Annotated in this window: 9 protein-coding genes; 8 read left to right on the top strand and 1 reads right to left on the bottom strand. The window is 57.8% G+C overall.

The window, feature by feature from the left end; translation table 11 throughout:
• Nucleotides 1-7: 7 nt before the first annotated feature.
• The 3 genes from NST69_RS26745 (at nucleotide 8) to NST69_RS26735 (ending at nucleotide 6,781) form a co-directional block, all read left to right on the top strand.
• Nucleotides 8-2,311 (top strand): glycoside hydrolase family 3 N-terminal domain-containing protein, encoded by a 2,304-nt coding sequence (locus NST69_RS26745; protein WP_342547560.1) that lies wholly within the window; start codon nucleotides 8-10, stop codon nucleotides 2,309-2,311.
• Between the two features lie 3 nt (nucleotides 2,312-2,314).
• Entirely contained in the window at nucleotides 2,315-5,482 is a 3,168-nt protein-coding gene (locus NST69_RS26740; RefSeq protein WP_339311643.1) for an alpha-mannosidase, read from the top strand.
• Between the two features lie 282 nt (nucleotides 5,483-5,764).
• Nucleotides 5,765-6,781 carry a glycosidase gene (locus NST69_RS26735; RefSeq protein WP_339311641.1) on the top strand — a complete coding sequence of 339 codons (1,017 nt, stop codon included), beginning with the start codon at nucleotides 5,765-5,767 and terminating at the stop codon, nucleotides 6,779-6,781.
• 427 nt (nucleotides 6,782-7,208) lie between these two features.
• Here the strand turns inward: NST69_RS26735 and NST69_RS26730 are convergent, their stop codons facing one another.
• Entirely contained in the window at nucleotides 7,209-9,545 is a 2,337-nt protein-coding gene (locus NST69_RS26730) for a helix-turn-helix domain-containing protein (RefSeq protein WP_339251406.1), read from the bottom strand.
• A gap of 262 nt (nucleotides 9,546-9,807) precedes the next feature.
• On the opposite strand from NST69_RS26730, the gene NST69_RS26725 reads away from it, so the two are divergent.
• Genes NST69_RS26725 through NST69_RS26705 form a run of 5 tightly spaced genes read left to right on the top strand, consistent with a single transcriptional unit; the run spans nucleotide 9,808 to nucleotide 14,495 of the window.
• The gene (locus NST69_RS26725; protein ID WP_342547559.1) at nucleotides 9,808-10,917 is read left to right on the top strand and encodes an amidohydrolase/deacetylase family metallohydrolase; all 1,110 of its coding nucleotides are present in this window, start codon (nucleotides 9,808-9,810) and stop codon (nucleotides 10,915-10,917) included.
• Nucleotides 10,895-12,001, top strand: a complete 1,107-nt coding sequence (locus tag NST69_RS26720; RefSeq protein ID WP_340980395.1) for a DgaE family pyridoxal phosphate-dependent ammonia lyase — start codon at nucleotides 10,895-10,897, stop codon at nucleotides 11,999-12,001. The genes NST69_RS26725 and NST69_RS26720 overlap by 23 nt, the downstream gene beginning before the upstream one ends.
• Nucleotides 12,001-12,756 carry a KDGP aldolase family protein gene (locus tag NST69_RS26715; RefSeq protein ID WP_342547558.1) on the top strand — a complete coding sequence of 252 codons (756 nt, stop codon included), beginning with the start codon at nucleotides 12,001-12,003 and terminating at the stop codon, nucleotides 12,754-12,756. Before NST69_RS26720 ends, NST69_RS26715 begins: the two co-directional genes overlap by 1 nt.
• A complete protein-coding gene (locus NST69_RS26710) occupies nucleotides 12,749-13,762 on the top strand; it encodes a sugar kinase (protein ID WP_342547557.1) in 1,014 nt (337 codons plus the stop codon). Before NST69_RS26715 ends, NST69_RS26710 begins: the two co-directional genes overlap by 8 nt.
• The gene (locus NST69_RS26705; RefSeq protein WP_209876752.1) at nucleotides 13,749-14,495 is read left to right on the top strand and encodes a GntR family transcriptional regulator; all 747 of its coding nucleotides are present in this window, start codon (nucleotides 13,749-13,751) and stop codon (nucleotides 14,493-14,495) included. The genes NST69_RS26710 and NST69_RS26705 overlap by 14 nt, the downstream gene beginning before the upstream one ends.
• Nucleotides 14,496-14,623: the final 128 nt, after the last annotated feature.

Below are 14,623 nucleotides of genomic sequence, written 5' to 3'. Positions count from 1 at the left end.
TGTAAAAATGATCTATAAGGATAAAACACAATCTGTGGCGGATCGGGTACAGGACCTGCTGCAGCGCATGACGATTGGAGAGAAGGCTGGACAATTAGTCCAGCCTTTCGGCTGGCAGTGCTATGAGAAGCACGCGGACGGAACCACAGGCATGACGGAAGCCTTCAAGCGCCAGGTTGCTGCCGGAGGCGTCGGCTCCCTGTATGGGACGCTGCGTGCCGACCCGTGGACCGGGGTCACGCTGGAGACCGGCCTGTCCCCGAAGGAGGGGGCGGAGGCTGTTAATGCAATTCAGGCTTACGCGATGAAGGAGAGCAGGCTCGGGATACCGATTCTGTTCGGGGAAGAATGCTCCCACGGGCATATGGCTATCGGCGCCACTGTATTTCCGGTGCCGCTTGCGCTGGGCAGCATGTGGAACCCGGAGCTGTACCGGGAGATGTGCCGGGTGGTGGCGCTCGAGACCCGCAGCCAAGGCGGAGCGGCGACCTACTCGCCGGTGCTTGATGTGGTGCGTGATCCGCGCTGGGGCCGGACGGAGGAGACCTTCGGCGAAGATCCGTTCCTGATCGCGGCGATGGGTGTAGAAGCCGTGAAGGGCTTGCAGGGGGAACGGCTGGACGCGGAGGATTCCGTGCTGGCCACCTTGAAGCACTTCGCCGCCTACGGCAGCTCGGAAGGCGGGCGGAACTCCGCGCCTGTGCATATGGGACTGCGCGAGCTGCATGAGGTCGATCTGCTGCCGTTCCGTAAGGCGGTAGAGGCCGGGGCGCTGTCCATTATGACAGCGTACAACGAGATTGACGGCGTACCTTGTACGACGAACCGTTATCTTTTGCAGGATGTGCTTCGGGAGCAATGGGGCTTTGACGGGTTCGTGATCACGGACTGCGGAGCGCTGGGCATGCTGACGAATGGTCATAACACCGCAGATAGCGGAGAAACGGCTGTAGCCCAGGCACTGCTGGCCGGCATCGATATGGAGATGTCGGGCGAGATGTTCGAGCAGCATATCGCGTCCGCGATCGAGCATGGACGGATGCAGGAATCCGATCTGGACCGCGCGGCAGCACGGATTCTGGAGCTGAAGTTCAAGCTCGGGTTATTCGACCGTCCCTATGCCGATCCTGAGCAGGCAGAGCAAATCATCGGCAAGCCGGAGCACCGGGAGCTGGCGCGGCGTATCGCCGGTGAGAGCATCATCATGCTGAAGAATGAGAACGCAGCGCTGCCGCTAAGCAAGGAGATTCGCAAGCTTGCCGTAATCGGTCCCAATGCGGATGCGCCGTACAACCAGCTTGGCGACTACACCTCGCCACAGCCCGCAGGCGCGATTGTTACCGTGCTGGACGGCATCCGGCAGGCGCTGGGCGGCGAAGCGGACAAGGTCCAGTACGCACCCGGCTGCCGGATCAAGGGCGATTCCCGCGAAGGCTTCGCCCCTGCGCTGGCCTGTGCGGCTGAAGCCGATGCGGTGGTGCTGGCGATCGGCGGCTCTAGCGCCAGAGACTTCGGTGAGGGGACGATTGATCTGCTCACCGGCGCTTCTGTCGTGACGGAACATTCCTGGAGCGATATGGAAAGCGGGGAGGGCATCGACCGGTCCACATTGAATCTGATGGGTGTGCAGCTTGAGCTGGCGCAGGAGCTTCACAAGCTGGGCAAGCCGCTGATTGTGGTCTATATCAACGGCCGTCCGATTGCCGAGCCTTGGATTGTAGAGCACGCCGACGCCATTCTGGAGGCGTGGTATCCGGGCCAGGAGGGCGGACATGCAATTGCCGATATCCTGTTCGGCGAGGTGAATCCTTCGGGGCGGCTGACGATCAGCGTTCCGAAGCATGTCGGCCAGCTTCCTGTGTATTACTATAAGCGGCGGACGAGAGGCAAAAGGTATCTGGAGACAGACTTCCACGCCGAATATCCCTTCGGCTATGGTCTTAGCTTCACTGAATTTGGGTACAGCAACCTGAAGGTGGAACCTCCTGTAATCTCTGCGGATGAAGAAGCGCTTGTCTCCGTGGATGTGACTAATAGGGGTGACCGGGCGGGCAGTGAGGTGGTACAGCTCTATATCTCTGACTTGGTCTCCTCCATTACCCGGCCCGAGAAGCAGCTGAAGGGCTTCCGCAAAATCAGCCTTCAGCCGGGAGACACGCAGACGGTAACGTTCCGTGTAGGCCGGGAGGAGCTGGAATATGTATCAGCGGATCTGACGCGGATCGTCGAGCCGGGAGAATTCGCGGTGATGGCAGGCCCTCACTCCGCAGAGTATCTGAGCGCGCCGCTCCAGGTCAGAGAGGAGGGCTAAGTCATGAAGCGAATGGAGCGGTTCACCGGATGGCTGGCCAAGCGGCAGTGGGCTGAGAAAATAGAGCTTGCGGAATGGACGATGCGCAAATCCCGTTACCTCACTCCGGGCTGCTATGAGCATGAGGAGGAACTGCATCAGGAGTACAACATTTCCCGGCTGGATGGCGGGTATGGTACTACGTATTTCCTTCAGCGGGAGATTACGGTTCCGGGGGATTGGGGACCGGAAGAAGCAGCGCTGCTCTATCTGGGACGCGGGGAAGGCCTCCTGAAGCTGGGCGGAGCGCCGTATCATGGCTTGGACAGCAATCACTGGTTCATTCCGCTGCCGTCTTATGCTCCGGGTGAACGGCTGAATCTGGACATCGAGCTGTATGATCCGGTGCCTGAGCCGGAGGACCCGCTGAACCGGCAGGCAGTGATTAAGCCGCCTCTGACGGGCATTGAAATTAAGCTTGTGCGCGTCAATCGCCCGGTATACAGCCTGCTGCATACGGTGCGAATCGTGCACGAAGCAGCCCTCCTGCTGCCGGAGGGTGACATGCGCCGCATCCGCAGCTTTAAGGCGCTGGAGCGGGTGATGGACGCGCTCTATATGAAGGAGGAGCTGCTGCTGGACTCTGAGGCCGTGACTGCGGCGGAACAGCAGCTAAGGTCGGCTGCGGCTGCGGAACGGTCCGCAGGGCTGAACCCCGGGACGATGCATATGGTCGGCCAGTCGCATATTGATGTGGCCTGGCTGTGGCCGGTCCGGGAGACGGTGCGCAAGGTCAGCCGGACCTTCTCCACCGTCTGCACCCTAATGGACAAGTACCCGGACTTCCGGTACTCGCAGAGCCAGCCCCAGCTCTATGCCTTCGCCAAGGAGCATTATCCCGAGCTGTACGGGCGGATCAAGGAGCGGATCGCTGAAGGCCGGTGGGAGCTGGTCGGAGGCATGTGGGTAGAGCCGGATCTGAACATTCCCGGCGGGGAGTCGCTGGTCCGGCAGATGCTGTACGGCCAGGGCTTTTATATGAAGGAATTCGGCAAGCATTCTACGATTGAATGGCTGCCGGATACCTTCGGCTATTGCGCCTCCCTGCCGCAGCTGCTGAAGCAGGCGGGCATCGATTATTTCATGACCACCAAGCTGGGCTGGAATGATACCAATCCCTTCCCGCATACCTTATTCCATTGGGTCGGCATAGACGGAACGAAGATTGTGGCCTATCAGAACCATGGGGTGAACGAGCATACCCACCCGAAGGATGTGCAGGAGCACTGGGAGGCCTACGCCCAGAAGGAAGAGCATGATGAGCTGATGCTGCTCTACGGCCACGGAGACGGAGGCGGCGGAGTCACTCATGAGATGCTGGAATATGTGGCCCGTACTGATCTCGCGCCGGGCCAGCCGGTCAGCGGATTCTCTACGGCCGAAGCCTTCTTCTCGGAGATCGGTGCGTGTCAGCCGGAGCTTCCGGCGTGGCACGGCGACCTCTATCTGGAGCTGCACCGGGGCACCTTCACGACCCATGCCTTCAATAAGCGCAGCAACCGCAAGGCGGAGATATTGTACCGGCAGGCGGAGATTTGGAGTGTGCTGGCGCAGAAGGACGGTGCGCTGGAGCTGGAGCAACCGGATCAGCCGGATGTGCAGCGTCTGCTGCCCGCCGGGGAGCTGGCCGAGGGCTGGAAGCTACTGCTGCTCAACCAGTTCCATGATATCATTCCGGGGACTTCCATCCCGGAGGTGTATACAACCTCGCGTGAGGAATACGCTGAGATCTTCCGTCTGGGCGGGCAGGTGCTGGACACTGCTCTGCACACTCTGGCAGGCCGGGTGAATACTTCGGGCGAAGGCCGTCCTTATGTGGTCTTCAACAGCCTGGGCTGGGAGCGGACGGAGGTCATCCGGCTGGAGGGTGGTCCTGAGCTGGCTGCTATGCAGGCCTTCGATGAAGACGGCCTGCTGCCGAGTGAGTGTTGGAACACGGAGGCTGGAGGAGACAGCTACACGCTGGCTGTGCAGGTCCGTAAGGTCCCGGCCTTCGGCTGCCGGACGGTCTGGCTGCGGGAGGCTGGGGAACCAGCCGGAGTAAGGCTTGAGCGGCAGGTTGATTCAGCCGCGGGAGACGGCTTCCCGGAGCAATGGGAGACGGACCATTATATCCTGAAGTTCAATGAAGACGGCGAGATCAGCCGCTGGTATGACACAAGCGCGGGCCGCGAGCTGCTCCAGCCCGGCCAGACCGGCAACCAGCTTCAGTTCTATCATGACACCCCGCCGCTGTGGGATGCCTGGGATATAGACCCGCGTTATGAGCAGCAGCCTGCGGGCAAGGCGAAGCTGCTGGACCGCTGTGTGGTCAGCAGCGGACTCGTGCAGACCGTGCTGAAGTTCCGCTGGCAGCTCGGTGAATCACAGATTGAGCAGGAGATTGTATTGCCCCGGAACAGCCTGAGAGTGGATTTCCGCACCAGCGTAAGCTGGAGGGAGCAGCATAAGCTGCTGAAGGTCGCTTTTCCGGTGGACATTGTGGCCGCGAAGGCTTCGTATGAGATCCCGTTCGGCGCGCTGGAGCGGCCGACCCACCGCAACACCAGCTGGGAGCAGGCGCAATTCGAGGTCTGCGGACACCGCTGGGCTGATCTGTCCGAGGGCGGCTATGGCGTCAGCCTGCTGAACGACTGCAAATACGGCTATGACATCCATGACGGCGTGCTTCGGCTCTCGCTGCTGCGTTCCCCGCGCTGGCCGGACCGTAATGCCGACCAGGGGGAGCATGAATTCACGTATTCGCTCTATCCGCACAGCGGAGAATGGCGTCAGGCCGATGTGGTACGGGAAGCGGCGGAGCTGAATGAGCCGTTGCTGGCCATTAGCGAAGCTGCACATTCCGGCCGCTATCCAAGCACCCATGCCTGGCTTGCCTTCCAGAGCCAGCACGTCATGCTCGACACGATCAAGCCTGCCGAGGACGGCAGCGGCACGATTGTCCGGCTGTATGAGGCGGCAGGCAGCAGAGAGACAGCCACGCTGGACTGGCAGGACGAGGACGTCCTCGCCTGCAGGGTCAACCTGCTGGAGAGCAAGACCGGCTCTGTGGAGACATCCGGCGGTGTGATTCCGCTGTCCTTCCGGCCTTATGAGGTCCAGACGCTTAAGCTATATAAGAAGCACGAATGAAATTAACTGAAAGCAAAGAAGCGGAGGGGAAATTTGGAACTGAAGGAGCGGTAGCGTCCGCCTGAAAGCTTTCCGTAGGAAAGCTAGCATCGGAAGCATAAGCTGTCACCGGATTTCAACCGCGACCAGCGGCTTGAATCAAGAAATCTGTATACGGGCAGCGGCCGAAAGTCCAAATGTTCACCGCAGTGACGATCAAGCTTCAAGTTCAAATCCTAAGTATTTCTTGTATACCACAGTGCTTCCTATATACCACGAACATCATTCGCAGGAGGAATAGACATGCAAATTACAAGACATCCCAATAATCCGATTGTCGTCCCGGGCGGCTATGAGTGGCGCAAGGTGACCGTGTTCAATCCTGCGGTTATCATCGATAACGGCAAGTTCTATATGATTGAGCGTACAGCCGGGTCCCTGACTCCGTGCAAGAACTTTCTGGGTCTACTGGAGAGCGAGGACGGCGTGAACTTCACCCATGTGAAGGATGAGCCGATTGTCACCCCGGATATGCTAGGCTTCCCGTACGGTAGCGTGCAGGACCCGCGTATTGTGAAGATTGACGGAACCTTCTACCTCAACTACGCCCTGCGCCCTTGCGCCATGAGCTATTATCCTACCGGGCGCGGCGTCCCTGAGCGCTCCATTCCGACCTACCCGGACGGTTGGGGGGAAGAGGAGGGCCACTGGCTGACCCGCTCCTCGATTCTGAAGTCAACCAATCTGCTGGACTGGGAGTTCGTCGCGGACACCACGCCGCTGGACATTAACGACCGGGACAACATCCTGTTTCCTGAGAAAATAAACGGCAAATTCGTGCTGCTCCGCCGCCCCGAAGAATATGTGGGCGAGGCTTACGGAACGGAGAAAGCCGCCATGTGGATTACCTATTCCGAGGATCTCGTGAATTGGGAAGAGCCCAAGCTGCTCGCCACCGCCGGGAACCTGTCCTGGGAATCGCGGAAGATCGGCGGCTCTACGCCTCCAATCCGTACAGACAAGGGCTGGCTGGTGCTCTATCACGGCGTAGATGAAGAGATCGTCTACCGCGTGGGGGCGATGCTGCTGGATCTGGAGCAGCCGGAGAAGATCATTGCCCGGACCCATAACTTCATTATGGAGCCGGAGACGTATTACGAGAAATTCGGCTTCCAGATTCCAAATGTCATCTTCCCGACCGGCAATGTGGTCAAGGACGGTCTGCTCTATATCTACTACGGCGTAACGGACACAGCGATCGCGCTCGCCACGGTGCCGCTGGATGAATTGGTGGAGCATATTCTGAAGGAAGCGGAGTAGGCGGCAGCTTCAGAAATCGGAGTAGGCAATGAAGTGGAGCAACCAGTCCCAGTTCCCCTACGGGCGAGGGGTTCACTCCCAACTGCCAGGGAACTCCTTTATAAGGCATTGAGGACATAAATGTTGCACTTTTTGCAGCTTCGGTTCGTACGTAGCCAGGTGTACAGGCGGATTGTTGCATAGAATTCAACAATCTGCCTGCTAAGCGGCCTGAAAAAGGTGAAATCCTGCCCTTTTTGCAACAATCGCGGATTCGGGCCAAACCGATACGGGAAATGTTGCATTTGTTGCAGAATTATAGGGGTGCTCACCAGATTTCAGGGGTTCAGGCTATTAACTATTCACAGGATAAATAATTGCTTGGACATCGCAATTTCAGGTTCAGCCTATCCACGGTTCAGCCTATCCACAGGGCGGAAGCCCCGCCTCAAACCGGTCTTTTCGCAGCGGCCCCCTTCAAGGCATGTTCCTTGCGGTATTGCCCCGGCGTCAGACCGGTTTCTTTTTTGAACTTGCGGATGAAATTGGGCGCATCCAGGTAACCGACCTGCTCGATGATCTCCTTGAGCGGAGCGCTGGTGTTCTCCAGCAGCCGGATGACCTCGTCCACACGCCGCTGCCAGATATATTGCGAGAAATTGCTGCCGGTCTTCTCCTTGAAGCTCCGGCTTAAATAAGAGGTCGAGATGGCGAACTTCAGCGCTACATGCTCCAGGCTGAGGGTGTAGTCTGCGAATTGCTGGTCCACATACTCCAGAATGTCATCCATCAGGGAAGACTCACTGGTCTCTGTGTTCCGCTCGACCTGCGCGCAAATGGCGGAAGCCAGCGAGAGCAGCCGGCTCTCCAGCTCCTCTAATGTCTCGAAGGAGGTCAGCTCCGGCATATTGGTGAACACCTCATCCATTCCAAGCTCGGAGGCGGTGCGCAGAAAAGCGTTCAGCAGATCGAAGCAGATACACCGCAACAGATGAACCTGCAGCGGCTCGTCCTTGATCGTGTCAATGGTGTCGGTAATCATCTGGGCCGCTACCGATTCGTTGCCCTGCTTCAGACTCTGCTCCAGCTTCAGCATGGTTTTGCGCGGAATCCAGAAGCTCTCGGCAGCGGCAGGGTTCAGCTCCGCAAGCTGCTCGAAGTAGGTGACCTGGCCGCTGCGCCGGATCATCCGGTGCTCCAACGCGGCGGCGGCTTCAATGAAAGACTGGTTCAGCCGGGCGAGATCACGGTAGGCCATACCGACACCGATACTCAGCGCAAGCTGCGAGTGTTCACGGATCACATCCTGAATCGCTTCAATCACCTGCTCCATCCGGCTCTGAACGGGCAGTTCTCCCTCCCCTGGAAGGGAGATGATCAGGGCGAACTGGTCCTTGACCGAGAATTCAATCCCGAAGATCTGCGCATCCGGGCCCGGCAGGCAGATATTGCTCAGCATCTCCTGCAGCAGATGGCGTTCCTGCCAGGACTTGCCGCCCGGAGCGGTATCATCCCAGGACAGGATGGCCGAGAAGTAGAGACCCTGTCCCTGCGGATGCCGGAAGCCTGCGCTCAGGATCATCTGTTCAATCTCGGGATCATCCGGCTGGCCGTGCTTGAGCAGCAGCAGCATGCACTGGTTGCGGACAAAAGGCTCCTGGAGATCAATCCGGGCACTGTAGTCATGAAGCGTCTGCCGGATGGACTCCCATTCATCGCGCAGCTTCGGAGCCTCATTGCTGTTGCCTCTCGGCTTGGCGAACTCCATCAGATCGCGGATCGGGTGATACTGCCGCTTGGCCAGCAGCAGCGCGGCCGCTATGCCGGTAACGACTGTAATACAGAAGACAATCAGAATCAGTGTCTGGACATGGGCAACCCGGCTGAAGAACTGGAAGCTGGGCATCGTGGTGACGTAGGTCCAGCCATTCTCCTCCGACTGCACGGACACGACGGAGTACTGTTCCCCGTCCAGCTCCAGATTGTGTATCCCCGGCTCAAGGGCGGATAGGGTCTGAAGCTCGTTCTGGGGAAAGCTGACGCCATGGCTGTTCGCGGTCAGCACCTCGCCGGAGGGGCCGAAGATATAGCTGCTGCCTGAGAAATCGCTCAGAACCGAATCCATAACGCCGGTAAGATTGGATTCCTTCATCAGATAGACGACCGTCCCGTAAGGGAAAGGGTCATTCGGCTTCACCGGGACAAGCATGGCGAGCATCGGCTCCATCCGGGAATTGACGGTCACATTCTCGGCAGGACGGACGAGCGGCTGACGGGTCTCGTTCAAGTCGCGCCGCAGCTCCTCCGAGGTCCAGCGCTCGAACTGATAGAGGGTATCGAAGGTGACATGAAGATCAGCCAGGCCGCGATAAGAATAGATATTGGAATCACCGTGGAAGTAGAGGAACAGATCCTCCGCGATGCTGCTGCTGGCCTTGTAATTGGCCAGTGCCTGAATCGCCTCCAGACTGTAATAGGGATGCCGGACCATATAAGGAGTCAGATGCTTGTCATAGGCGATTCTTCCGGCGATCTCCTGAAGCTCGTTCATCCGGCCGTCGATGGTGCTTTTCACCTGATTGAGCTGATTGACATTGGACTGTTCAATTTCGACCCGCAGGCCCTTGACGGCGTTTTCATAGACGAAGATGGTAACACCTGTGAGCGGGATCAGGAACATGAGGATATAGGAAAAAGCGTATTTCAGCAGCAGCCTTGACTTGAAATGATTCCAGGTCAGCCGGAACCGGTTCAGCAAGGATGGCTTGGGTGCGGAATTAGCCATACAGCAGTACCTCCAGTGTTAAGATATTCGGACTAGAAATCTAGGATGGAACCTCTTGACTTAGAAATTGCAGTTCTCTTCTGGATTACACTTGTGCTACTATAAACATTATAACATTATAATCTTTGGAGTGAAGCAGCTTTATATTTTTCTAAGAGGACGGCATGTCCGTTACTACTTGTTAAATATAAGGATGTATGGAGTTCATGTCATTAATCATTTTTTGTAATTCCCCTGTAAATCTGTATTTGGAAAAAAGGAGATGGGACAAGTGGGCACAGAGAACGTGCTGCGCAATTTGCGGCTGGTGGACGGCCGGACGGTAGATATCTCCATTCAGGATGGGATCATCACCGCGATTACCCCGCCGGGCCAGGCAGAAGGCAGGACCCTGCTGGACTGCTCCGGGTTATACGGCTCCAGCGGATGGATTGATCTGCATGTACATGCTGTGCCGGAGCTTGACCCCTATGGTGATGTGATCGACGAGATCGGGGTGAAGCAGGGAGTGACGACAGTGGTGGATGCCGGAAGCTGCGGGGCAGACCGGATCGGGGCTTTTTATAGTGCCAGTCTTCTGGCGGATACACGGGTATTCGCGCTGCTCAATATCTCAAGAATCGGCCTTACGCGGACCGATGAGCTCTCCAAGCTGGACTGGATTGACCGAAACTGCGCACTTGCAGCAGTAGAGGCTTATCCTGAATTCATCGTCGGCCTGAAAGCCCGCATCAGCCAAAGCGTCGTCAAAGACAGCGGCATACAGCCGCTTAAGCTGGCGCGTACCTTATCGGATGAGATGAAGCTCCCGCTCATGGTGCATATCGGCTCCGCTCCGCCTGCGATCTCCGAAGTGCTGGAGCTGCTGCGGGCAGGCGATGTAATTACCCACTACCTGAACGGCAAAGCCAATAATCTGTTCGGGGCAGACGGCACCCCGCTGCCGGAGCTGCTGGATGCGGTGGCCCGGGGCGTCCGGCTGGATGTAGGACACGGCACAGCAAGCTTCTCCTTCCGGGTGGCGGAGCAGGCCAAGCGGGCCGGGATTGCGCTGAATACGATCAGCACAGACATCTACCGGGGCAACCGGCTGAACGGTCCGGTGTACAGTATGGCAGATGTACTGACCAAGTTCCTCTATCTCGGCTACAGCCTGGAAGAGGTCATCCGTGCAGTCACCAGCAGCGCCGCGGCGTGGCTCGGCAAGCCGGAGCTTGGGCAGATCCGGGTAGGGGAGCAGGCGAATCTGACCTTATTCTCCATGGAAGCCGGAGAGAAGCAGCTTATGGACTCGGAGGGCGATGTCCGGACCGCGAATCACTATATTGAAGCAAAAGGAGTCTTTATCAATGGATCACTCATTACAAGCTAAATATGGATTGAAGCGTGTGATTAATGCCAGTGGAAGAATGAGCATCCTTGGTGTATCTGCGCCAACAGATTCGGTGATGGAGGCAATGAAGCAGGGCGGGCAGCAGTACGTGGAGATTGCGGATCTGGTGGACAAATCGGGAGCGTACATCGCCCGTCTGCTCGGCTCGGAAGGGGCTGTTGTCGTGAATTCGGCCTCCAGCGGCATTGCGCTGTCGGTGGCAGCCATTGTGACCGCCGGAGATCCCCGCCTCAGTCTGCGCCTGCACCAGGAGCCGGTGCTGAAGAATGAGATCATTATGCTGAAGGGCCATAATGTGCAGTATGGAGCGCCTGTTGAGACGATGGTCTTCCTCGGCGGCGGCCGGGTGGTCGAGGTAGGATATGCCAACGAAGGCCGCGCAGAGCATATTGAACAGGCCATCGGGGAACGTACCGCAGCGATCCTCTATGTGAAATCCCATCACGCCGTCCAGAAGAATATGATCTCAGTAGAGGAAGCCTGGGAGGTTGCACAGCGCAGGGGCGTGCCGATGATTGTCGATGCGGCTGCGGAGGAGGATCTGCGCAAATATGTCCAGTATTCTGATCTGGCCATCTACAGCGGCTCAAAGGCGGTGGAAGGTCCTACTTCAGGCATTGTAGCCGGCGGGAAAAAATACATCGGCTGGCTGAAGGTGCAGCTGCACGGGATCGGCCGCAGCATGAAGGTCGGCAAAGAGACGACCTTCGGACTGCTCCAGGCTCTGGACGAATATCAGGACAAGGCGGACAACAGCCAGCAGGAGAAGCAGGCGCTGGAGGCGCTTCAGCCGCTGGCGGGTCTTCCCGGAGTGTCGGTCCGCACCGTGCAGGATGAAGCAGGCCGGGCGATTTACCGGGGACGCATCCAGATTGATGCCGCTGCTGCGGGAATGGATGCAAGGGAGGTCAATGACCGCCTGCGGGAAGGCGAGATTGCGGTGTATACCCGGGACTATGGGGTGAAGCAGGGGTATTTCGATATTGATCCAAGGCCGCTCCAAGGAGATGATCTCCAGGTTATTGTCAGCAGAATTCATGAGATTATAGGGGGCAGATCATAATGAGCAAGATTCAGGAGCGATTCTATAAGAACAGAGCGGCACTGAATGTACTGGCCGGCAGTATCAGGAATGCCAAGGATATTTACGAGGCTGCCGAAGGGCATGTTCTGGTAGGCGTACTCTCCAAAAATTACGCCAACGCCAGGGAAGCATCCGCCGCTATGACGGAATATGGACAGGTGATTCAGGACGCCGTATCCATCGGGCTTGGAGCCGGGGACAACCGCCAGGCGGCGGTAGTCGCAGAGATTGCTTCAAGCTATGCGGGCAGCCATATCAATCAGGTGTTTCCGGCTGTAGGCGCGACCCGGGCCAATCTGGGAGCCAAGGACAGCTGGATTAACAGCCTGGTCTCTCCCTGCGGACAGCCGGGCTATGTCAATATATCCACCGGCCCGTTCAGCGCGGGGAATGCTTCGCAGGCCATCGTTCCGGTGCACGCTGCCATCGCCCTGGTCCGGGACATGGGCGGCAATGCGCTCAAATATTATCCGATGAAGGGGCTGGAGCTGGAAGAAGAGTATCGTGCGGTAGCCAAGGCCTGCGGAGAAGAGGGATTTGCCCTTGAGCCTACGGGCGGCATCGATCTGGACAACTTCGCGCCCATTCTGGAGATTGCGCTTCAGGCGGGTGTACCGCAGGTGATCCCGCATGTCTATTCCTCGATCATCGATCCGCAGACCGGGAACACGAACATCCAGGATGTCCGCACGCTGCTCAGCGCGATGAAATCACTGGTGGACCGTTATGCCTAGAATCGCTGCATTTGGCGAAGTGATGATGCGGCTGCAGGTTCCGGGGGTGGAGACACTGGCCCAGAGCAGCAGGCTGGAGTACTCTTTTTCGGGCAGCGGGGTAAATGTAACGGCAGCGCTGGCCAGATATGGCCATAACGGAGCATTAATCACGACCTTGCCGGAGACTCCGGTAGGGGAAGCCGCGATTGCTTATCTGCGCAAGCTTGGGGTAGATACGTCACTGATCCGCCGGGGCGGCAAGCACCTCGGGATGTACTTCCTGGAGAACGGGTTCGGTGCCCGTCCCGGAAGAGTCACGTATACCGACCGGCTGGGCAGCAGCTTCAATACCGCTGAGGCTGGTCAGTATGATATGGCGGCGCTGGCTTCCCGGGTGGATGTGCTTCATCTATGCGGCATTACGCTGGCAATGAATGACGGGGTGCGCGGGCAGATGAAGCAGCTTGCGGCGGAGGTGAAGCGTGCGGGGGGCAAGGTGGTATTCGACTGCAACTACCGTCCGGCGTTATGGGGTGAGGAGGGTTATGCCAAGGCCCGTCCGCATTATGAGGAGCTGCTCACGCTTGCGGATCTGGTGCTGATGAACGAGAAGGATGCGCTGTACATTCTTGGCCAGAGTGCCGGAGATTATGATAGAATAACACAGTTGAAGCAAGCGGTTCCCGCTGTGGCGGAGCGCTTCGGAATTGCAGCGGCAGCGGGCACCCACCGTGAGATTAACGCAGACAATACGCATTCCCTTACAGGATATCTGTACCGTCAAGGTACGTTCGCGTTCTCCCGTAAGTTGACCTTTCCGGTGTATGACCGGATCGGTGCCGGGGATGCTTTTGCCAGTGCCATTATTCATGGTGAATTGCAGGATTATCCGCAGCAGCAGACGGTGGATATGGCAGCGGCCGCAGCGATGCTGGCCCATACCATCCCGGGCGATACAGCGTTGTTCACCGAGAGCGAGGTGCTCCGCGCGCTGGATGGCCATACCTCAGATGTTGAAAGGTAGTGAACGTAAGGTGTCTCTGAAACGCAAGCAAGGCCCCTTATACCAGCAGATCCAGAAGATCCTCAAGGACCGGATTCTGCACGGGGTATACCCGCTCGGCAGCATTATCCCTTCCGAGCCGCAGCTGGAGAAAGAGTTCGGTGTCAGCAAAATGACGGTCCGCGGCGCGGTCCAGGAGCTGGCCCAGGAAGGCTATGTGCAGAAGAAAAGCGGTGTCGGAACCATTGTCATGCGCAATACCGCCTATCAGAAGCTCTCCAAGGGCAAACGGTTCACAGAGCTGCTGGTTGAAGCAGGTCATAAGCTGGAAAAGAAGCTGCTGAGCACAAGTCTGGTCACCAATGAGACTGGGACAGAGGAATACAGCCGCTACGGGCCGTATTGCCAGCGGATTGAACGTCTGTATATTCTGGATGGACAGCCTTATATCCATCTGGTGCACTTCTTGACGGCAGCAGCCCTGCCGGGCGGAGGGTCGGCAGAGCTGGGGGAGGACATCCAGTCCCTGTACGACTCGCTGGAGGAGAACGACATCGTGCTGGAGAACTTCAGGGACCGGTTTTTTGTCGAGTCAGCACCACCCGAGGTATGCCTGCTGCTGAAGCTTCCGCCGGGGACGCCTGTGCTGAAGCGCCTGCGCAACTCCTATGACGGGGAAGGCAGGCTGATCGAACACAGCATCGGCAGCTATAATACGGAGCTCCATCATTATCTGGTCAGCTACGACACCTGAGGCTCGTCACTCTCATTCTATGCTACGGTTGCACACAAGCTCGCTTGTAGGTAACTGTAGCATTTTTGCTTATATAGATTGAACTTGAAAATATACGGAAAGGGAAAGTGGCGGAGGGGAATTTTGGA

The sequence above is a fragment of the Paenibacillus sp. FSL P2-0089 genome, from assembly GCF_038595095.1.
GTDB lineage: Bacteria > Bacillota > Bacilli > Paenibacillales > Paenibacillaceae > Paenibacillus_AQ > Paenibacillus_AQ silagei.
This window is presented reverse-complemented; position numbering and strand designations above follow the sequence as displayed.